The organism is Sphingomonas sp. IC-56 (genome assembly GCF_021043375.1).
Taxonomy (GTDB): domain Bacteria; phylum Pseudomonadota; class Alphaproteobacteria; order Sphingomonadales; family Sphingomonadaceae; genus Sphingomonas.
In genome coordinates this window covers 64,731-84,429 of the sequence record NZ_JAJNDV010000012.1, presented here as the reverse complement: position 1 = coordinate 84,429, position 19,699 = coordinate 64,731, and the positions used below count along the sequence as shown (strand labels likewise).

Below are 19,699 nucleotides of genomic sequence, written 5' to 3'. Positions count from 1 at the left end.
GCCCACACCGGCGAACGACGTGGAGGTCACGCCGCCCGCGGCGGTTAGCCGCTCATGGTGATTTCGGCCGCGGGCGGCGTGACCTCCACGTCGTTCGCCGGTGTGGGCACATCGTCGTTGGCGTGGCGCGGCTTGGGGCCGCAGCGTTCGGAATTGGAGATCGGCAGGTGCACGTCGGGATTGGGCTTGGGGCTGGGTCGGATGGTCCGCACGATCGACAGCTGCGCGACGAAGCTGAAATTGCACTCTTCGTTCGAGCAGGTGTAGCGGATCTCGCGCACCGTGTTGGTCAGTTCCTCGCTTGTGCGGACCATCGAACGCGCGCGGCAATGCGGGCAGTGGACGGTGGGCAGGCGGTGACGGGTAATCTTAGACATGGGCTCCCCCGGCTTTCGCTGCGTTCGGCCCCGCGCCGAACGGCAGGAAACTTTTGAGGCGCCGCAACATCGCGCCGGTGGCGCTGTGCACTTCCTCTGTCTCGGCGAGCGCGCGGTGAATGTCGCGCGGGCTGGCGCCGGGTTGTGTGACGACGATGGTTGCGCCGGCGGCTTCCCCACATTCGCGCAGGACGCGGGCGAGATCGTCGGCAAGGGCACGCTGACAGGCGAGTTGATCGGTGATCTGCACATCGAGCAGCTGCGCATAGGTTTCGAGCAGCGGGTGCCCCTGGCCGCCCCCCGGCAACGAAGGCGGCGTCCAGGGCGACAGCCTGATCGACGGTGGGCGCGCCCTTGGGCTTGGGCGCGGCCCAATAGCGCACGGTGCGCTCACGGCGGCGCGCGATGCGCGACACCTCGGCCCAGCCGATCTGGCCGGCGATGCGGGTGATCGCGTTGGGGATGGTGCAGGGCGCGCGGAGCAAGGTCACGACGCGCGGCCTTCCGGGGAGCAGCTTGCCGCCGCTCCCCCTCCGGCTACAGTCGGGAGTTCCGATCCTTCGACTGAGAAGAGGTATCCATGCCGCAGACTGCTCCCGACAGCATCCATGTGCTTTGGCCCGACGAGAAGAACTATGCGAGATTCAACGAGGTCTGCGGCGGCACGCTCCTGCCCAGCGCCGAGGCGTACAAAGCTGCCGCCGACCCCCAACTCAAAGCCTTCGAAGCGCAGGGCATCAAAGTGGAACGGCTCGAGTTCGATCCCGAGGAGCTGCTCGCCTTCGCTAAGGGGGCAAAGTCGACCGCGATATCCGCTTGAGCTTCGGTCGATACCTTGTCGAAGAAGCGCGGCATGGCAAAGTAGCCGCCCGACTGAATGGCGGGCGCTTCGACCGCTAGGGACGATCGAAGCGCCCGCGCCCGCGTTGCGACCCGCGGGGTATTGGGTGAGGCGGTCAGTCATTGCCGACCTCGAAGGGCAAAACGGCGCCCCGATTGAACGCGACCATCGGAGCGCCGTTCGCTACGTCACCACCATTATGGGAGAGGGGCAGGGAACCAGTGACGGTGGTGTCGAGAGGGTAGATGTCGGGCCGGAGATCGTGACGGGAGACGCCGGTGGCCCGCTCAACGAGGAGCACATGCTCTGCCGGAAGTAGTTTGGCATCTTTCAGCCAGCCGAACACAGTCGACTGCCGTCGACCGATCAGACGGCCAAAGCTTGATTGCGAGCCCATCGCGCGAACGGCGCGAGCCAGCGGCGTCTCGGGCCTGGAGTGAATCGGCATGCCATTTGCCTAACGGGAGGCGTTAGGTGAGCAAGCGGAAAAACGCGGTGGCTATTAACGGCATTCCGTTAGACGAAACTGTATGACCGTCGGAGAACGAATAGGGGAACGCTTGGCAGCCGCAAGGCTGTCGCAAGCCGAGCTCGCCCGACGCGTGGGTTTAGGGCAGAGCACGATAAACGCGCTCGTGCGAGGTGACTCTCGCAGTTCAGCATATCTTCCTAAGATCGCGCATGCGCTTGGCACTACGGCTGAGTATCTAGCTGGGCAGACGCCAGATCCAACGCCACGCTCTGGTCCGTTGCTGACGACCGCGGACATGGCCGAGCAGCTTGATCTCGTGCCCGTGGAGGAGATCACGCTTGAGTTCGGAATGGGCTCAACGGTGCTCCACGATCAGCACGAGACGATCCGCCGCTACGTGCCGCGCGACTGGATGGAGCATTTCACCAAGTCGCCGGCGCACCTCCTGCGCTTCGCGCGCGGCCGCGGCGATTCGATGTACCCGACGATCCTAGATGGCGACCTGGTGCTAATCGACACCGGCCAAACCCGCATGACGGTCCAGGACGAAATCTGGGCCTGCGGCTATGGCGACCTCGGCGGCCTCAACCGTCTGCGTTCAATGGGCGGCGGCATGGTGAAGGTCATGTCCGACAACGCCCAAGTGACCGACGAAACCTTCCACATGGACGAGCTGCGCATCATCGGCCGCGTTTGCGGCAACCTGCGGAAGATGTAGCCTCACAACGGCTCGAGAAGACGGCGGTTCACGCGTGGAGGGGCAAGCACATGTTCAAGCAGCCAACTACCTTCGTCATCGGCGCAGGGGCATCTTGCGAGCTGGGGCTGCCGTCGGGTAATGAGTTAAAAGAGCAAATAGCCTCACTGCTGCGCACGACTGATGCAAACGCCTATGGTTTCGAAAGTCCTGCGCTACTTCCACATCTGCAGAGCGCTTATAAGCTTCAATCGCTGGGCGATGTCTCGCAAGTGCGGTCCTTGCAGGGAGCGGCGAGAAAGATCGCGAAAGGGCTGCCGCTCGCTCTCTCCATCGACAACTTTTTGCATGCACATCAGGGTGACGTACACGTTGAGCGTCTAGGGAAGACGGCGATCGCAGCGTGTATTCTGAGAGCGGAAAAAGGATCAAAGTTAATCCATCATCCTCCATATCACTGGGTTGATGATGATCCACGCCCCATCGCGGCAGGTCTTGGTAACCCAGAACTTTTTGATACCTGGTATGCTCCGTTTTCTCAATTGATGATGTCACAGGTTCATCGTGCGGACCTCGTCGGAGCATTTCGCGATTTGAGATTCGTGATATTCAATTATGATCGCTGCGTGGAGCAGTTTCTTTGGCTCGCAATGCAGGACTATTTCGACGTGAGCGCGGACGCGGCAGCTGACGCTCTCTCCTGCGTTCAGTTCATACATCCCTACGGATCACTTGGTCCTCTGCCCTGGCAGGCGCCTCAGAGCGAGGATGTGGTTCCTTTCGGTGGGTCGGACCGGCTGAATCCGTTCCGTGTCGGAGAAAGACTGCGCACCTTCACCGAAAGCGTGGAAAGCGAGGTGTCAGGTCTTGTCAAAGCGGCGGTTGGAGAAGCTGGAACAATAATCATCCTAGGTTTCGGCTATCTAGATCAAAACCTGGAGCTTATCAGGCCGTCCTACGAATACCGGCGGGCGACGAGAGTAATGAGCACAGCGTACAAGACATCATCAGCGAACCGAGAAATGGTCGAAGAGCAGATGAGGCTTCTTGCTCACCATAGTTCTCGCATTATGGTCGATGATGGATCGTGCCGAGAGTTTTTCGATCATCATAATCTGCAGCTAAGCTTGAGATAACGGAGGGGGAATGAACAAGGGGTGGATAATCGCAGCTGCCGCATTGGCACTAGCCGGCTGCAATTCGGTCAAGAAAGAACAGCTGCCAGCTTCCGGCAATCAGCAAGCGCTGGCCGAGATCGGGAAGAAGCTGAACGAAGACGATAAAAAGCTGCTGGCCGGCTATTTGATGCGTCGTGAAATGGCGAAGGCATTCGGCAATCAGCAGCTGGCTGATGGGGCGAAGACCGTAGGCGAGGCACTCGAGGCGCAGCGCAAGTGGGTCGACGGAATGTCGGAGGATCAGCGCATGGTGGAAGAGTTGAAGGCTGACGTCGAGCAGAAGCGAAAGGCCGTCGCCGAGCAGATTTCCAAGGCCGTGACGGTGGCCTTCATCGACGCTAAGTTCTTACCCAGCTCACCGCAGGCGGGCCGTTTCGATAGCAACGAACTGCTGACTTTTGCGGTCGCTAACAGCGGCTCGAAGCCGATCAAGGCGCTTAAGGGGGAGGCAGTTTTCATCGACACGTTCGGAGACGAATACATCCGCGTGCCGATGCAATCCGAGGATGCCGTCGCTCCAGGTGAGCGCAAGACCATCGAACTGAGCATGGAAATCAATGAGTTCATGGACGAACATAAGAAGATTATGCAACTCGACAAAGCCAAGCGGTTTCGGTTCGAGCCTGAGCAGATCGTCTATGCGGATGGCTCGACGCTACGTGCGCCAGAACGGGTGGTTAGCTGATCCGCAATGGATCTCAGGTAGAAGGTTTTGCGAAAAGTCATGGATCCGATTTCACTGCTTGTAAGCAGCTTCAAGGTGGGGTTGAACGCGCGTCGCAGTAAGCGTCAACGTGCACGAGCTTATGAATACCTCGTTTGGAGTGTCGCAACGCTCATCGCGCTCGGCGGCGTTATCATAAGGATGAACACCTGGGAATTTCACAAGGATCCTCTGTTAACGTTTGCTGACAGCTACACAGAGGTGCTTGTGGCCTTCTGTGTGGGAATTTTGCCGATCATATTTGACTTAGCGTTTGGAGCGCTACCGCTAGAATCGTTGCGCATGAAGCGCATGTCTGAGCACGAGCGCCATGAATATCTAGGCAAGGATGATCCTTCCATTACTGGCGAAGTGCTACCGAGTTCTGGAGTATCTATCGGGGTCGCGATTGGCTCCTCATCGGCTTCGGCTCACGGGAACACAGTCGATCACGCTGCTGTAGGCGCGAGTTCCAGAGGGTCTGAGCATATTCTGCGGATGAATAGCACCTCTTCGAGGCTTGTTGCGGAGAAAATGTTTAAGAGGTCCGCGCTGTATCTGTTTATAGGTGCTGCAATAGCAGGATTTGGGCTGCTATTCTTCTATGTTCAGGCCTCAACGCTTTCTTTGAAGGATCTTACACCTACTGAGATTCTGGCTCAGCTTGCTCCAAGGTTCGGCATTCTCTTTTTCGTGGAGTTCATTGCTTTCTTTTTTTTGAAGCAATATCGGGCCGCGATGGATGAATTTAAATATTATGAAGAGATACAGCGCGCACGTGAGGAAATGGAATTTGCGTATGCTGTAATCAGGTCATCTGATGATGGCGCCGATCTCGTGCAGGCGATTCGTACTGGTGCCTTCTCCAGCATGACAAAACCGATCACATCGGGGCACACGACTGAGTACTTAGAGGCGCGCAAGCTTCAGGGCGATGATTTGGCAGGTATTGCAAAGATACTTGAAGGGCTCGCAGCTTTTAAAAAGTAGCTTCAGCTCCGGTATGAGCTCGTTCTACAGGTTGCCACCGGCGTCTCGGTTGCTTGAACTTGTGGATCTGAAAAGCGGTACGACATTTTCTGGGTAGGACGTTAGTGTAACGGCCGGCAGGCGCTGGCCGAGCAGCCGTTCGAACATGGCGTCGCCCAGATCAACGCTTACAGCCAATTCTCGCAATGCATCGCGACGATCACTCGTTAGAGCGGCGAAGGCGCTTGTGAGCACTTCAGGAGTCTCGGGTTCGATGACGTCGTCGTGCAGCTCGACCTTCGCCTGCCCGTTGCGGTTCAAGTGGATGTTGCCTGACCGATAGCGATCGGCGGTGATCAGCCCGAGATCATAAGCCCGGCGGATGATTGCGCGCGCCGACACTTTCCAGCGCAACTTGAGATTGAAGATTGCGGCCCAATTGAGATAGCGCCCCTGCGGGAATTCGCGTGCGAAAACGCCCCGGGGCAGGAGGAAAGCGCTGGCGAAACGATGCGCTTGACCTTCCGTCTCTCGATCGCCGGTCTGAATACCACGGTGCATCACCAGGTGCGCGCACTCGTGCGCGATGTCGAACCGCAGACGACAGGCGGCTGGCTTGGCCTCGCTGCGGATGATCAGCGGACGCGGCCGATCCATCGAGAGCGCATCGACGCGATCAGAGATGCCGCTGAAGCAGATGACCACCGCGCCTGCGTTTTCAACCACTCGCGTCATGTTCGTAATCGGGCCAGTGAGGCCAAGGCCCCAATGGCGGCGGCAGGCTTCCGCAGCCGCCTCGATGTCCTCGGCCGATGACACCGCAATTTGCGGAAAGTCGACCGGTGGAAGCTCAAGGGCGGCATCAAGGCGCGCGATGAAGCGATCGAGCAGGGTGCCACGAGCGAGAACCTGACTGGTCACCGAAACGGGCGTCGTCGCCTGTTTGCGGAAGTGGCACTGTTCGGCATGCACGGCAGCCCGCGTGCTGGGCGCGAAGAAGCGCGTCGTGACGCCGAGTGCATCCGCGAGCGCAGCCTTCATCTCCTGCGTTGGCGGCTTCGTGCCGACCTCCAGCTGGTGCAGATACTGGCGGCTGACAGCCACCTGCTGACCAAGCTCATCAAGCGACAATCCATGCGCGAGCCGCGCGAGTCGCAGCTGCTCGCCGGCAAAGCCGTCGTCAGGCCACATCATCTATCCTGTATCGTTCGTGCTGAAGCGCCGCCTCAGGCAGCGCCGCCCTTCCGCTCTTTTTCTTCGCTTGGCAAGCGGACTGCGGGTGCCGGCAGGTCGACGCCTTCCGAGGGGGCCTCGGCTGCGATTGGCAGATATACCGGTTCGGCACCGAGCGGCACGTCCCAAACCATGACCGGCATTTCCCCTTCGAATGCGACGAACTTGATTGCGAGCACAGAGCCCGCTCCATCGGTGTTGACCACGAAGCGGCAGGTCAGTGCCGTATCCTCCGAGGTGGGCAGGGCGAGGTGCATCTGATCCAATTCGGCGTGAGCACGCGCGCGGCCGCGCATACTCGGCTCATCTGCGTCGTCCCGGAAGAAGCGGACGGGGTAGGCGCCGATCTGGAAGACGAACTCGAGCGAGGGGTTGAGCACCACCAGCCACGGGTACGCTTCGGTTTCAGCAGCCTGATCGATCCGGAAGCAGCCGAACCGGTAGGCGCTGCACCCGAGCAACCAGTTGTCGTCGCCGATATCCTCGTTGTGCCGATCAAGAGCATCTTCGCGTCCGCGCCGGATCAGACCGGCGACCTTCACCAGTCGTTCTTCAGTGAGGTCAGAATGGATGTCCCACGGATACTTCTTCGTCACAGCCGGTAGCCCCCTGTTGCAGCTGCATCATGTGCAAATCGCAGTATTTGTCAACCGGCATAGGATTTGTAAACCGGAGTTCCTAGCGGTGCTTCGCCGCCACCCCCTCGATCACAGCGTAAACCTTCTTCAGATTGTTGATTCGCTGAAGCGTGTTCTCATTGTCAGAGGCATTCCAGAAGGTGATCAACAGGTGCCGTCCGGTGTAGGGCAGCAGCACCCGCAGGGCGAGCTGAAGCGCCGGCCCGCGATCGGGGCGCGTGAACCGGTCACCCTCAAAGCTGCGCCGCAGGATCGCCAACGCCAATTCCACCTTCCGCTTCTCACGCCGACTCATATGAGAACGCAAGCAGAACGGCGGGGGATTTGCCAGTGGCGAAACGATCGTTCTAGGCGAGAACGTCAGGGGCGGGGATGCCCGGCTGCTGGAGGCGACGCACTTGCCTTCCTCCCTGCCTGGGCGGGTTTGCCAGCTCCCTTAGACGCGGAATAGACTTCCATGCTGAGAAACCCAGCAGCAGCGCCAAGCATGAGCATTGTGAGCTGAATGTCCAACCGGCTGCGGCGCAACACTGGCCTGCGCCGAAAGATGCCGTCGATGAGACGGACATTGCCGCCAACGGCGGTCAGCGCGGCCAGGCCGAAAAATACGACCGAGATCCACACCGATCGGGGAGCGTTTTGAAGCAGACTCCCGATGAGGGTGATCGCCAACCCTGCGCCCGCCACGCTCACCGTCGTAAGCTGATCCAGCAGCTTGGACTGTAACTCGTATGGCAGGTCGGCGGAAACTTCAGCGGTGCGCTCGTCGCCGATGTCGTCAGCTAAAACGTGCTTCCCTCGTTGGAACAGGCGTCGCAGCGTCTTTCTCCCGGCCAGCTTTGGCTTGGTCAGGTTTATGGCGCGGTAGAACTGACAGGTCCAGAAGCGCGAGATGCTCTGTCGATCAGCGAACCTGCGTCACCTTCAGCGTGCCGGCAGGCGCGGGTCGCAATATGTCGCCGGCAGGCACGGCAGGATTGAGCCACTTCGCCCAATCGGCACGCCCGAGCACGACGATCTGCCGGTCGTGATAGGGCGCGATGTCCGGCCCGGGTGAAGTGGTGAGCATGGTGTATGCTTCGCCAACCGTCGCGTCGTTCCGCAGCAGCCCCGCGATGCAGAAGAAGGGCCGATCGGGCATGGTGAAGAGCCACTTGCTCTTGGGCCGCTTCTTGGGCGCGCCCTCGACCGGCGGCGGATCGGTGAACTCGTAGAAGCCATCGGCGACGATCAGCACGCGCCCGCTGTCGAAGGTGCGGCCCTCAGACCGAAAGTTGTAGACGGGCTTGCCGGTTGGGCCGGGGCAGCTCCAGCGGCGCATGACAAGCTCTGCGCCTTGCGCGCCCTGGCGGACGATCGCGTGGCGATCAGTGATCTTGATGCTGTCACTAGGCGGGAGGTTTGGCAGACCTTAGGGAAAGCGCAGGAGGACGCCGACCTGGGAAAACTCATAGCTGAGTTGGTCGATGTCGACGTGGCTGCAATGCTCGTTGCACATGGCGGATCAATGCATGATCGGCGGGAAAGTGTCGCTCCGCTGATCCCGGCAACGTCCGCTGATGGGGGGATTGCAGACGGGTTGCTTTCGAGCGTTTAGGCAGAATAGCGGATGTTCCGGTCAGCCACTCTACCCCGAGAAGCTATGGTCGGATGATCTCACCACACAAGTACTGTAAATAAGGATATTTGATATCCCACTGCATGCCACCGCTAAAAATCATGTCGTCTCGATAGCGCATTGCCTCATCCACGCTGAGCCCGTCGCCGACCCAGCGCATCTCCTTTTGCTTGCAACGAACTTCGATGCGTTCGAAAACCTGCTTGTTGTTAATCGACGCACGAAAAAGGCCAGTAGCAATTCCGTCTTTTATTTCTTTCGACAAGACGTCAACTCTCGCGGCTGGCGCCTGAGGCAGATAGAAAGAGTCGATCGCATCAGGAGCATGCTCGACAAGCTTGATGGGAGGTGCCGGCGCCAGTCGCGAGCGGCTTCCACGATCCTGTCCCTGAGAAAAAACAGGAGAAGCGATAATCGTTGCTGCGTAGCCGACAGTGAGTAAGCGCAGTCTAATGCTCACCTGGCTGCCGAGCATGATGTTGCGCATCGTTCGCTCCTAAATACAAAAGCTGCGATGGAGAGCCGCTGAGACACCTCCGCTGATAAGACCCGATCTGCAACCACAAACTTAACGCATGACTGCTTCCGGGTGCCGGAGCACGCATCCTGAATGGGCGACGCGGGGCGTTAGCTGACATCCGCCGTTTTTCGGCTCGCCCACAATTGCCCCGAAGCCGTATCCGCGGCGAGAAGAGCGGAATGGGCCTCGGTTGTGTCTTCCCATCGCTGCTCGAACTCGCTGTCGTCGTCAGTATCGACGGAACGAGGCCAAACAGCGATATGGCCAGCAACAGGCGGGCCGATCGAGATTTGGAAACACTCCAAGGGACGGAGCCCGGAGAGGTAAGCGGATCTCGCGGGGCGATCGGCCCACTCGGTGAACAGCTCTTTGACCGTCACTTGCGCCCAAGCTTCGATAACTGGATCAACTTCGGCATACGGCGTCATGACGAGAGTGTGCTTCCGCCACTGGATGTCCGCAAGTGGGCGGAAGCGGACAGGCCGCTTCGAAGGTCCGGTCCTCGACCAAGAACGGCCGAGATTGGGTGGGAAGCCGCACATCGGTTCTGGGTGAGTGTCCGGCATTGCCGCCACGCTAAGTAATTAAAAAGGTGCTGGTATCTGTCGGAGCAGGCGCATCTGATTCAATCGCCCACGTTGCAATTCAAGGCCAACCACCCAAACCCCACCAACAAAGACCGTGATCGCTTGTTGCGGATCGACCGAGTGAACGATGTTGGGATCGGCAGTCGAGGCAGCTCCTACAAACGAGATCTCATCGAGCGGAAGCGATGCTAACGCCCTCTTCTCGTCCGTGATAATCTCGATTTTCGTTTTCGGCGACAGCATCTCGGGGTGAGTGCGTTGAAAGGCCAGCACCTCGGCCCCCATCCTATCCTCGAGCGACACAGGAAACGGAGGGCTTTTTCCCTGGCTCGCTGCTTCGCTCGCCGAGGCCAGCAGGCTGACGACCTCAAGCGCCCGCTTATCATCCCCTGGTTGCGGAATGAAGTACTGGTTCTTCGATTGTTTACACCGTGAAGCAGAGCGCCCTGCGCCAATCCACTGGTACGCTCGTTCAGTTGAAAGCGTCTTTGGGCGAGACGCTGGGATACTGCCGTCTGATGAGAGATCAACAGCATTAAGATAGATGGTCGCCACGGTGCGTTCACAGAAGCCGTTCATCGCACTTGGTTTGGGCTCCAAGTATAGCTTCACGCGAGTAGCTATGGGACGGCCAGGTGCCGGTGGCGCCTCCATCCCTTCAGGGCCAATCCTAGCCTCTAAGACCGCAGGGTGCCCCCGTGCGAGCAACAAATCACCTAATTCCTGGGGACTCATTGCCTTCGCTTGGTCGGGGCTCACCGAAGGCGCGTCTCCGCGAAGCTGGACCGCATAGGCCTCTAGCTGCACAGCAGGCGCGGGCATCACTAGAATGAGCTCCATCAGTCCACGAACGATCATCAGTCGCTTCCAAGCATTTGCCGAGGACGATCTTTAACACGCTACGGAGATTCCTCACACCGCTTGAACGCCACAGTTCAGTCACAGGCGCAGAGGTCGGTGGCGTGTCGCAGCCTTCGCCGCCGCTGCTGGGGCGTGCGCGAACGTCCGATTACGGGCGCCCGCAGGGGCGGCCTGAACGGCGTAAAGTGGGGCGGAAGCGAACCGGCCGCTGTAGAAGTTCACCGCCTAGATGCTCTCTAATCTCAAGGTCAGGGTGTAACCGCGATCTTTCGACAAGTTGTGCGACACCTCCGTGACCAGCCACGGCACCGTGGCGATCTCCTGCCGAAACCCTGAGGTCGCGACGCGCCGTTCCGGGTAGAGGTCTGCGCGCCCAAGCGCGAGGCTTGGCTCCAAGCTACGTGGCTGCCGAGCGGCGCGCGCCTTGGCAGCGTGGGCGGCTTCACGCGCGGCGGCTTCGTTCGGGTAGACCTTGCGCAGGCGCTTGGCGCCGTCCTTCTAGCCCACCGAGACCGTCTGGCGCTTGGCGCCTTTGCGGTCGTGCCAGCTCGCGGCGATGCCGGTCGCTTCCTCGCGCTTCTCGATGCGGAAGCGGTGACCGTCGCCTTCGCGCCGGCGGAGGGTCAGAGAGGGTATAGCGCCGCCGGCGGGCGTGACACCGGCACCTTTGCGGCTGAAGATCAGCATGCCCTGTTTAATGGTGGGGACGGCGTCGTGCTGGCGGCCCAGGCGGCGCAGGAAGGTGAGATCGGAGCGCTAGACCAGGCGCCTCGCGCTGGCGACGCTCTGCCATGCAGCGCCACGGCTTCAACCGCTGCGTTGCTTCGAGCAAGCATAGCGGCAACGCCGCGGCATCCACTCATCGTGGGCAATGGCCCTTGACCTATACAACCTACCACCCGCCTCGTGGTTGAGAAAAAAGGTGTATAGCGGAGCCACGGCGCGCGAGCCGCCATTGCCGGCGGACCTATGGCCGACGCAGCGTCATTTTAGCTTTACCGCGTGCAGCCCGGTAGTTGTGGAAATGATCAGATAACCCTCGGGGGTGATCGCCAAGGAGCCGCCGAACGAGGTCTTCCAAACTATGGGGAAGTCGCTCCTCGTGAGATCGACCGCAAAGGTTGTCGTGGAACTCGACACGAACAGGTGGCTGTCGGAGACGATCACGTTGCCGGCAAGGTTGCTGTTCCCTCCAACGTCGATCGAGGCGGCCACGAGCCCAGTTGACGTGTCGATCAGGTCCACGATCGTGCTCGACGAGCGCAAGGCGTACAGCCGGTCCGCGCGCACGGAGGGATCGCCGACATAGCTGTAGCCCGTACGCCACAACGGCTTCTCGGCGAATAAGGAGAACGCCGCAATCGGCAGTGCGTCGCCGCGCTGGCGATTGTCCGTGAAAACGTAGATGCGGCCGGCACTGTCGAGCATCGGCGCACCGACATACTCGCCGAAATAGCTGATGAAGTTCCGAGTAAAGAACGGATTTTGAATGAACTTGGCCAGGGTGCCATCCCGCTTCAGCACGACGATAGAACCCGCCTGGTAGAAATAGACGTAGTGCTGATCGACGGCAACGCTTTCGCCCTGCATGACGTATCCGCCATATTGCCCGGTGCTGGTCACGCCCCAGATTCGGTCGCCGGTCGCGGCATTCGCGTTGTAAACGGAGTTACCGTAGTAGCCTGAGGTCAAGAATATCTCGTCGCCGACCATGGTCGGCACACTGCCGTCACTGAATTGTGCGGCGTAGGTCGGCGTGCTGATGTAGCCGCCGGTCGCAGCGTTGATGACCTGCATGGGCGCCGCGTTCGACGTCTGGTTGTACGAAGCCGATGTGACGCGACCATTTGCATAGGCGGGACCGTACGGTCGCCTTCCCGGAGCATAATTGCTCTGGCCGATGTCGAACGCCCAGAGGGCAGACCCGTTCGAAGTCGCTACGCTGTGCGTGTAAACATGCTTGTCCGCATGCAAATCATTGAAGAAGACGCCGCCCGGCCGGGCCGCGACTTCGCTGGGCGGTCCGTCGGTCGTGATCGTCCACGCGTCCGCAAAGCTAGCGGTCGAGAAGCTCGCCGGGACATAACCCGTATGTCCGGGGTCCCGCTGCAGGGTCGACCAATTCGCGTCCGCTGCGATCGGAACCGGTGTAGGCAGCGGCGTCGGCGTCGGCGTCGGCGTTGGTGTGGGGGTCGGCGTCGGCGTCGGGACGGGCTCGGGCGTGGGAGTCGGGGCCGGCGTGGGCACGACGACCACTATGCCGCCCCCTCCAGAACTCCCCCCCCCAGAACTTCCGCCGCCGCACGCGCCTGCCAACAGGCAAATGGAGAGCGCCGCCAGCGCTGAGTTTTTCATGTTCCCCCCAGAACGATTAGACCCGGATCGTTCTATCGTACTGGGATCAGCTGCGCTTTCCCAGCCATGCTCTCAAGATTATTTTACCTGTTCACACCCGCTTGGACTTCGTTTCTACGGCGGTCTCAAATTCTGCGCGTAACAATGTGCAGAGGGTCCGGCGCGGCGACGTCGTGATTGCTCTTGTCATCCTGTAACCCTCCGCAACGCGCTCAATCCCCCGCCTGGCCCGCGATCTTTCCGTGGCGCTTTTGATGCATGCAGAACAGCCAGCGAAACCGGGTCAGGTCCTGGCTCGGACGGGCGATTGTGATCGCGCTTTCGTGATGCGTTTTGATGCAGCGATGATGCCTATTCTCCACACCCGCGCTGCCGCAGGCGACCGGCTGCTGAAAGCGGCACGGGCCTTGCTCACTTCCCCACTGGATAGCCATCGGATCGGCCACAGCCGATCCGCCCCGGACGTCGTTCGTAGGGTCGCAGGTGCCTTTGAGGGCAGCAGGTGGTGGGGAAGATCTCATATCGGCGCGTGCCGAAGGCACTCCTTTAATCCTTATCTCTACAGGGTGTCATTGTGACCGCTCGGAGGACTTGCACTCTCTACAAGTGCGAGCGCCCGCAAGTTGAGCTCGCGCAGCTCAGGGTCGGCGATGGCCGTGATCTCTTCTACAGACGGCACCTGGTTGAGCCGTTGCCTCCGCGCGGCCTCGTCGGTTTTGCGTTGCTGCTGCTCAGTCGGCCGGCGCATGATGCGTCCGACCAGTTCGACGGCCTTTCGCGGAAGAGTTAGGAGGAAGGCGTTCGGGACCTGCTGGACGTACTGATCACTATCCGCATCTTCGACCAGCTGAGTACGCCGGATCCAATCGAGGAAGCCGTGCTGCTTAAGCCTGTGAGCCGCCGCAACGATCGCGCTGCGCGAGCGGTTCAATTCCTTGGCCAGATAGGCGTAGCTCGGGTCGAGCTGGCCGGTCCTTCTATTCCTCAGTCGCAGCAGAAAGCGCAGAAGATCCAAGGCGACATAGCCCAGCGCACCGTTGCGCTTGCCGGGGGCCTTCGTCTCGCGTTCCAACTTCTCTGCGGCGCACATGCGAGCATTATGCTCGTCTGATCCGAACGTATTGTGCTGCACCCATGCACGCGTCTCCCGCTCACCGATATGGTAGCTGTTGCGGCGAACATGCTGACCAGTGCGGGGCCGCTTTGATCGGAATAGGCCGCTCAGCTGACCAACATCGAGGCGCGTGTTTGTCGACGCGATCCCGGTTTGAAATTTTGCGCTAAATGCTTGGCGATGCGCCACGAAAGTTTCCCCGGCTTGGGGAAATTCGATTGTCTATCAATTGCTTCACCGAGCTTTTTAAACCGAAGGTCGGGAGTTCGAGCGTCTCTCGGGGCACCATCGTTGATTGAAACGGTTCCTAGCGGGCAGGCAAGACCGCGTCACCGGACGCGGTCTGTTCAGCCAAGCACTCTGCGGGTTCCCATCATCTCCCCGAGCCGCACGGGCCGCTCCGGCGCCCAATTCGGGTTGAAGGCGATTGCGTCTCGCTGAAACAGCATCACGATTGTGGACCCAAGGAGGAAACGCCCCATCTCCTCGCCCTGCTTCAGCGAGACCTCCGCGTCGGGATAGGTCCATTCAGAAACCTTGCCTGTGCGCTTGGGGTTAACGATCCCGTGCCAGACCGTGGCCATGCTCCCGACGATGGTGGCGCCGACCAGCACCATGACGAAGGGACCGTGCTGCGGTGACTCGAATACGCATACCACGCGTTCGTTACGAGCGAACAGATTGGGGACGCCCCGCGCAGTGGTTGGGTTCACGGAAAACAGCGTGCCGGGCACGTAGATCATGCGCGTCAGCGTGCCGTCGCACGGCATGTGCAGGCGGTGATAATCCCTGGGCGACAGGTACAGGTTGGCGAAGCTGCCATGTTGAAACCTCGCGGCCAGCGCAGCGTCACCGGCAACTAGCTCGGTCGTGGTGAAGCGGTGTCCCTTGGCTTGCAGGATGTGGTGGTCGTCGATGTCCCCGAACTGGCTGATGGCGCCGTCCACTGGAGAAACGAAATCGGCCTTAGCCATTGGCCGCGCGCCCGCTTTGAGTGGTCGCGTGAAGAAGTCGTTGAAGCTCGTGTAGCTGGCCAGATCTGGGTTTTCGGCTTCGCGCATGTCGACGCCGTATCGGCGCACGAACCAGCGGATCAGCTTCGGCGCGACCCACCCATGCTCCGCACGCGCGACCCGTCCGGCGAAGCTCGTTAGGTGCTTCTTTGGCAGCAGATGATGAAGCAGGATTTTCAGGCGATCGGACATTCGTGAGGCTCGGAAGGTATAGACCCTGCTAAGTGACACGAAGCCGGACGACGGGACAGACAATTCGCAAAAGACATATGGCTGTTAATGCCGAGCTGTCTGGCGTCAGGAAGTAAGGGCGGCAGTCCGAAGATGGCGGCCTCTTTCCGAAACAGGCACGTAGAAGTCGCTGCGTGCCAGAAGCCGCCGGCAAAGCGGCTGCCGTCGGCCACTGGAGATCTCATTGCCCGCGGCCATTGTGCCAGGTCTCCGTACGTCGAGCGCGGGCGTAATAGACAGCGCTCCCGTCCTTGCCCTCACTGCCGCACGCAACGCACACTCGGCATCGCCGATCACAAACGTCCGCTATGCCGGCGTCGAATTCTCTGCCCGAGTTGGTACCGGGATCGACATCAGCACGTCGGTAAAGCATCTGCGCCACCACAGCACATCCTCCCGCTCGATGCCGTCCATCAGCGCCCGCCAGCGGCGGATGCGCTCGTCGCGAGGCATGCGCAGTGCCTGGAGGATCGCGTCGGAGATTTCTTCGGCACTGTGCGGATTGACTAGCACTGCTTCCTGCATCTGCGCGGCGGCGCCGGCGAAGCGGGACAGGATCAGCACGCCCGGGTCTTCCGGATCCTGCGCGGCGACATATTCCTTAGCGACCAGGTTCATGCCGTCGCGCAGGGGCGTGACCAGCCCGATCTTGCTGGCGCGATAGACGCCGGCCAGCACGTCGCGCGGATAGCCCTGGTTCACATAGCGGATCGGCACCCAGTCTAGATCGGCATGCTCGCCATTGATCCTCCCGGACAGCGTTTCCAGCGCATTGCGGATGCGGCGATAGCTTTCCACCGCCGCGCGCGAGGGCGGGGCGATCTGGAGCAGGAACACTTCCTTGCGCTCTTCGGGGTGCTCGCGGAGGAAGCGCTCATAACCGAGGAACCGCTCTTCGAGCCCCTTGGAATAGTCCAGCCGGTCCACGCCGACGATCATCGAGCGTCCGGTAGCGCTCAGTTCCATCTGCTTGAAGGTGTCGCTCGCCATTTCGCTGTCGGAAAGCGTGCGGAATTCCTTGGCGTCGATACCGATCGGGCAGACGATCACTCGGACGCTGCGCCCGCGATAGCGGATGATGCCGCCTTCCTCGACCTCCGCGCCCATGTCGAGCTTGGCGAAATCGCAAAAGGATTGCAGCCACTCCTCGGTGTGGAAGCCGATCAGGTCATAGGCGAACATCGTCTCGACCAGTTCTGCAGCCTCTGGCAGCGTGCCGAGCAGGCGGCGCGGAGGCCAGGGCGTGTGGAGGAAGAAGCCGATCCGATTGCCGCAGCCGCGGTTGCGCAACTCCTGGCCGAGCGGGATCATGTGGTAATCCTGGATCCAGACCGCGTCTTCTTCCTCGATCAGCGGGCGGACGGTCTCGGCAAAGCGCTCATTGGCGCGCTGATAGCCCCCGGCGAACCCGCGCTCATACTCGGCCAAGTCGATGCGGTAGTGGAACAGGGGCCACAACGTGCGGTTGGCGTAGCCGTTATAATATTCCTCGATATCCTGTTCTTCCAGGTCGACGGTCGCCGTGGTGTAGCCGTCGCCGCGGTGCAGATTGACCTGGCCGGTAAACGCATCGGTCTGTTCGCCCGACCAGCCGAACCAGATTCCACCCATCTCCGCGAGCGCGGATTGGAGCGCGACGGCGAGGCCGCCCTGCGCGCCGGAATGCGAGCCGGTGGGAGCACTGACGCGATTGGAAATGACGATAAGGCGGCTCAACGGATGGCGCTCCAGGGTTTACTGAGCAGGACGGCGCAGTTGATCATGCCGACCAGCGAATAGGTCTGGGGATAATTGCCCCAGAGTTCGTAGGTGACGGGATCGATGTCTTCGGAGAGCAGCCCGGCGGCGGTGCGGCGAGCGAGCATTTCCTCGAACAGCGCACGCGCGTCGGCGCTGCGGCCGGTGAAGTGCAGCGCCTCGATCAGCCAGAAGGTGCAGACGTTGAACGCGGTCTCCGGCAGCCCGAAATCGTCCTCGGTGTCGTAGCGCAGCATATGCGAGCCACGGCGAAGCCCGGCTTCCACCGCAGTCAGCGTGTCCTTGAAGCGCTGGTCGTCGGGCGAGAGGAAGCGGAGATCGAGCAGCTGGATCAGGCTGGCGTCGAGATCGTCGCCTAAGAAGGTGGCTGACATACGGCGTGTGTCCTCACGCCATGCCGCACGTTCGATATGCTCGCGGATGTGATCGGCGCGGCCCTGCCAGAACGCACGGCGATCTTCGAGCTTGAGCACATGCGCGGCGTTGGCGAGGCGATCGCATGCTGCCCAGCACATGGCTGAGGAATAGGTGTGGACGCTCTGGCGGGTGCGCAGTTCCCACAGGCCGGCGTCGGGCTGGTCGTAATTGTCCCAGGCGCGCTCGCCGACACGCTCCAGCGCTTCGAAGTCTTCGATCCCCGACATCCGGAACAGGCGCTGATCGAAGAACGCCTGGACGTTGGACAGGATGATCTGGCCATAGGCATCGTGCTGGATCTGTTCATAGGCCTGGTTGCCGACACGTACCGGCCCCATGCCGCGATACCCGGCGAGCTTTTCGGCAAAGCCCTCCTCTAAGGTCGCTTCGCCGAGCACGCCGTAGAGCGGCTGGATGTGACCGCCCTTGGCACTGTCGACGATGTTGCGGAGGTAGACGAGATAGCCCTCCAGCACGTCGAGGGCGCCAAGACGATTGAGCGCCTGCACGGTGTAATAGGCGTCGCGGATCCAGCAGTAGCGGTAATCCCAGTTGCGCTCGGATCCGGCATGTTCGGGGATCGAGGTGGTGAGCGCGGCGACGATCGCGCCGGTTTCCTCGTGCTGGCAGAGTTTGAGGCTGATCGCCGAGCGGATGACGACGTCCTGCCACTCCAGGGGGATGGCCAATCCTCTGACCCATTCCTGCCATTCGTGGGTGGTGTTGGCCAGCATCTCGTCGACGCTGCTTGCGAGCTCTCCACTGAAGCTTTCGTCGGGGCCCAGGAAGAAGTGGAGGGGGCGCTCGAGGCGGAACAGGCGTTCCTCATGCACCACGCCCACCGGAGCGGTGGTGGTGAGGCGCATGGTAAGTGCCTCCATCGTATACCGAATGTGGTTCGATCCGCCGATCCGCTGGTGGCACGCGTCGCCCCAGCCGCACGACGGGCGGAGGCGCACGCGAATGCGTGGGCTGCCGCTCAGCGGGCGCACGATGCGGGCATAAGCCGTGGGGCGATAAGTGCGGTTGGAGCGGCGGAAATAGGGGCAGAAATCGACGATTTCGATGCTGTTTCCAGCAGAATCGGTGTGCCGCGTGACCAGGATCGGCGTGTTGCGCACATATTCCTGCTCTGTGGAGACGCAGTCCTCCAGATCGATCGCCCACAGTCCCTTGGCATCCTCTGCCGCCGTGTCAGGCCCGCCCACCAGCGCCGAGAAGATCGGGTCGCCATCGACGCGCGGCACGCAGCCCCACACGAACTGGCCGGCGCGATCGATTAGGGCGCTGACCTGGCAATTGCCGATCGGCCAAAGGTCGAGGTTGGTCGTCATGCAGCACTCCCACAGGCAGCTTCAAGCCAGGCAAGCGTCGCCTGGACGTCATTCAAACGATAGGTGGCTTTGGTCGGTCGGGAAGCGCCGATGAGGATGCCGGCGCCACCCAGAGCCGCGACGGCTTCGAAGCCGGGCTCGTCCGTGTGATCGTCTCCCATGAACAAGGGACGCGTGGAGGCGAGTTCGGGTTCCGCCATCAATGTCCGGATCGCCGCACCCTTGTCGCCGCCGGCCGCGCGGACCTCCACCATCATCTTGCCGGGCTGGAGGTGCAGGTTGTGGCGCGCAGCCAGTTCGCCCGCGAGCGCCTGCGCCTGTGCTTCGGCCTCCGGCGCCATGCGGAAATGCAGCGCGGCGCCCAGCGGCTTGTCTTCGACCAGCATGCCGGGCGTGCGGTCGGCGAGCGCGTGCATGGCGGAGAGTGCCTCGGCCAGCCCCTCGGGTCGATCCGCGACATGGACGCGGCCGTCGTGCCAGCGAAACTCCATACCATGGCTGCCGACGACGGTCATGCCTTCGCTGCCGAACAGCGCGTGGATCTGTTCGGCAGGGCGCCCGCTGACGATCGCGACGCGGCCGTCGAGACGGTCGGCCAGGCGGCGCATCAGCGTGTGGAGGCGCGCGTCCACCGCCACTGCGTCCGGGCGCTCGGCGAGTTCGACCAGCGTGCCGTCGAAATCGAGGAACAGGCTGGCGCCATCGAGCAGGTCGGCGGGCGGCGGGGGAAGGGTGGTTGCGGACATGGCGGCTTCCTGACGCACGGGGCGGCGGTTGGGAACC

Annotated in this window: 23 protein-coding genes and 1 pseudogene; 6 read left to right on the top strand and 18 right to left on the bottom strand. The window is 61.3% G+C overall.

Annotation, left to right across the window (positions count from 1 at the left end; genetic code table 11):
- Window positions 1-44: 44 nt before the first annotated feature.
- Both LQ953_RS14975 and LQ953_RS14970 read right to left on the bottom strand, forming a co-directional pair.
- Window positions 45-377: an ogr/Delta-like zinc finger family protein gene (locus LQ953_RS14975; RefSeq protein ID WP_231031791.1), complete on the bottom strand. Its 333-nt coding sequence runs from the start codon at window positions 375-377 to the stop codon at window positions 45-47.
- Complete coding sequence (locus LQ953_RS14970) at window positions 370-684, bottom strand: hypothetical protein (protein ID WP_231031790.1); 315 nt, start codon at window positions 682-684, stop codon at window positions 370-372. Before LQ953_RS14970 ends, LQ953_RS14975 begins: the two co-directional genes overlap by 8 nt.
- A 273-nt stretch (window positions 685-957) precedes the next feature.
- On the opposite strand from LQ953_RS14970, the gene LQ953_RS14965 reads away from it, so the two are divergent.
- Entirely contained in the window at window positions 958-1,197 is a 240-nt protein-coding gene (locus LQ953_RS14965) for a hypothetical protein (protein ID WP_231031789.1), read from the top strand.
- Between the two features lie 136 nt (window positions 1,198-1,333).
- Here LQ953_RS14965 and LQ953_RS14960 read toward each other — a convergent pair whose 3' ends face one another.
- Window positions 1,334-1,666 carry a transcriptional regulator gene (locus tag LQ953_RS14960; RefSeq protein ID WP_231031788.1) on the bottom strand — a complete coding sequence of 111 codons (333 nt, stop codon included), beginning with the start codon at window positions 1,664-1,666 and terminating at the stop codon, window positions 1,334-1,336.
- A gap of 82 nt (window positions 1,667-1,748) precedes the next feature.
- Between LQ953_RS14960 and LQ953_RS16460 the strand changes: the two are divergent.
- The 5 genes and pseudogenes from LQ953_RS16460 to LQ953_RS14940 all read left to right on the top strand — a co-directional run.
- Window positions 1,749-1,916 (top strand): annotated as a pseudogene (locus LQ953_RS16460) (helix-turn-helix domain-containing protein); the annotation flags it as partial.
- Window positions 1,917-1,985: 69 nt separating this feature from the next.
- A complete protein-coding gene (locus LQ953_RS14955; protein WP_231031787.1) occupies window positions 1,986-2,408 on the top strand; it encodes a S24 family peptidase in 423 nt (140 codons plus the stop codon).
- A 50-nt stretch (window positions 2,409-2,458) separates the two neighbouring features.
- Window positions 2,459-3,523, top strand: a complete 1,065-nt coding sequence (locus LQ953_RS14950; RefSeq protein ID WP_231031786.1) for a hypothetical protein — start codon at window positions 2,459-2,461, stop codon at window positions 3,521-3,523.
- A 10-nt stretch (window positions 3,524-3,533) separates the two neighbouring features.
- Entirely contained in the window at window positions 3,534-4,250 is a 717-nt protein-coding gene (locus LQ953_RS14945) for a hypothetical protein (RefSeq protein WP_231031785.1), read from the top strand.
- Between the two features lie 39 nt (window positions 4,251-4,289).
- On the top strand, window positions 4,290-5,258 hold the full coding sequence (locus LQ953_RS14940; RefSeq protein ID WP_231031784.1) for a hypothetical protein: 969 nt from the start codon (window positions 4,290-4,292) through the stop codon (window positions 5,256-5,258).
- A gap of 24 nt (window positions 5,259-5,282) precedes the next feature.
- Here the strand turns inward: LQ953_RS14940 and LQ953_RS14935 are convergent, their stop codons facing one another.
- The 15 genes from LQ953_RS14935 to otsB all read right to left on the bottom strand — a co-directional run bounded on the left by LQ953_RS14935 (window position 5,283) and on the right by otsB (window position 19,662).
- Complete coding sequence (locus LQ953_RS14935) at window positions 5,283-6,431, bottom strand: helix-turn-helix domain-containing protein (RefSeq protein ID WP_231031783.1); 1,149 nt, start codon at window positions 6,429-6,431, stop codon at window positions 5,283-5,285.
- Window positions 6,432-6,463: 32 nt separating this feature from the next.
- Window positions 6,464-7,066, bottom strand: coding sequence for a hypothetical protein (locus LQ953_RS14930; protein WP_231031782.1), 603 nt, complete (start codon window positions 7,064-7,066; stop codon window positions 6,464-6,466).
- An 82-nt stretch (window positions 7,067-7,148) separates the two neighbouring features.
- The gene (locus tag LQ953_RS14925; protein ID WP_231031781.1) at window positions 7,149-7,379 is read right to left on the bottom strand and encodes a hypothetical protein; all 231 of its coding nucleotides are present in this window, start codon (window positions 7,377-7,379) and stop codon (window positions 7,149-7,151) included.
- A 633-nt stretch (window positions 7,380-8,012) separates the two neighbouring features.
- Window positions 8,013-8,429, bottom strand: coding sequence for an SOS response-associated peptidase family protein (locus tag LQ953_RS14920; protein WP_330999445.1), 417 nt, complete (start codon window positions 8,427-8,429; stop codon window positions 8,013-8,015).
- 319 nt (window positions 8,430-8,748) lie between these two features.
- Window positions 8,749-9,213, bottom strand: a complete 465-nt coding sequence (locus LQ953_RS14915; protein ID WP_231031780.1) for a hypothetical protein — start codon at window positions 9,211-9,213, stop codon at window positions 8,749-8,751.
- A 140-nt stretch (window positions 9,214-9,353) separates the two neighbouring features.
- On the bottom strand, window positions 9,354-9,674 hold the full coding sequence (locus LQ953_RS14910; RefSeq protein ID WP_231031779.1) for a hypothetical protein: 321 nt from the start codon (window positions 9,672-9,674) through the stop codon (window positions 9,354-9,356).
- A gap of 156 nt (window positions 9,675-9,830) precedes the next feature.
- Entirely contained in the window at window positions 9,831-10,445 is a 615-nt protein-coding gene (locus LQ953_RS14905) for a hypothetical protein (RefSeq protein ID WP_231031778.1), read from the bottom strand.
- 747 nt (window positions 10,446-11,192) lie between these two features.
- A complete protein-coding gene (locus LQ953_RS14900) occupies window positions 11,193-11,381 on the bottom strand; it encodes a hypothetical protein (RefSeq protein WP_231031777.1) in 189 nt (62 codons plus the stop codon).
- Window positions 11,382-11,678: 297 nt separating this feature from the next.
- Window positions 11,679-12,950: an outer membrane protein assembly factor BamB family protein gene (locus tag LQ953_RS14895; RefSeq protein WP_231031776.1), complete on the bottom strand. Its 1,272-nt coding sequence runs from the start codon at window positions 12,948-12,950 to the stop codon at window positions 11,679-11,681.
- Window positions 12,951-13,261: 311 nt separating this feature from the next.
- Window positions 13,262-13,495: a hypothetical protein gene (locus tag LQ953_RS14890; RefSeq protein WP_231031775.1), complete on the bottom strand. Its 234-nt coding sequence runs from the start codon at window positions 13,493-13,495 to the stop codon at window positions 13,262-13,264.
- Window positions 13,496-13,608: 113 nt separating this feature from the next.
- Window positions 13,609-14,352, bottom strand: coding sequence for a helix-turn-helix domain-containing protein (locus LQ953_RS14885; RefSeq protein WP_231031774.1), 744 nt, complete (start codon window positions 14,350-14,352; stop codon window positions 13,609-13,611).
- A gap of 158 nt (window positions 14,353-14,510) precedes the next feature.
- Complete coding sequence (gene asd / locus LQ953_RS14880; RefSeq protein WP_231031773.1) at window positions 14,511-15,368, bottom strand: archaetidylserine decarboxylase; 858 nt, start codon at window positions 15,366-15,368, stop codon at window positions 14,511-14,513.
- A gap of 345 nt (window positions 15,369-15,713) precedes the next feature.
- Window positions 15,714-17,123, bottom strand: a complete 1,410-nt coding sequence (locus tag LQ953_RS14875; RefSeq protein WP_231031772.1) for an alpha,alpha-trehalose-phosphate synthase (UDP-forming) — start codon at window positions 17,121-17,123, stop codon at window positions 15,714-15,716.
- Window positions 17,120-18,916: a glycoside hydrolase family 15 protein gene (locus LQ953_RS14870; RefSeq protein ID WP_231031771.1), complete on the bottom strand. Its 1,797-nt coding sequence runs from the start codon at window positions 18,914-18,916 to the stop codon at window positions 17,120-17,122. Before LQ953_RS14870 ends, LQ953_RS14875 begins: the two co-directional genes overlap by 4 nt.
- On the bottom strand, window positions 18,913-19,662 hold the full coding sequence (otsB, locus tag LQ953_RS14865) for a trehalose-phosphatase (RefSeq protein ID WP_231031770.1): 750 nt from the start codon (window positions 19,660-19,662) through the stop codon (window positions 18,913-18,915). Before otsB ends, LQ953_RS14870 begins: the two co-directional genes overlap by 4 nt.
- Window positions 19,663-19,699: the final 37 nt, after the last annotated feature.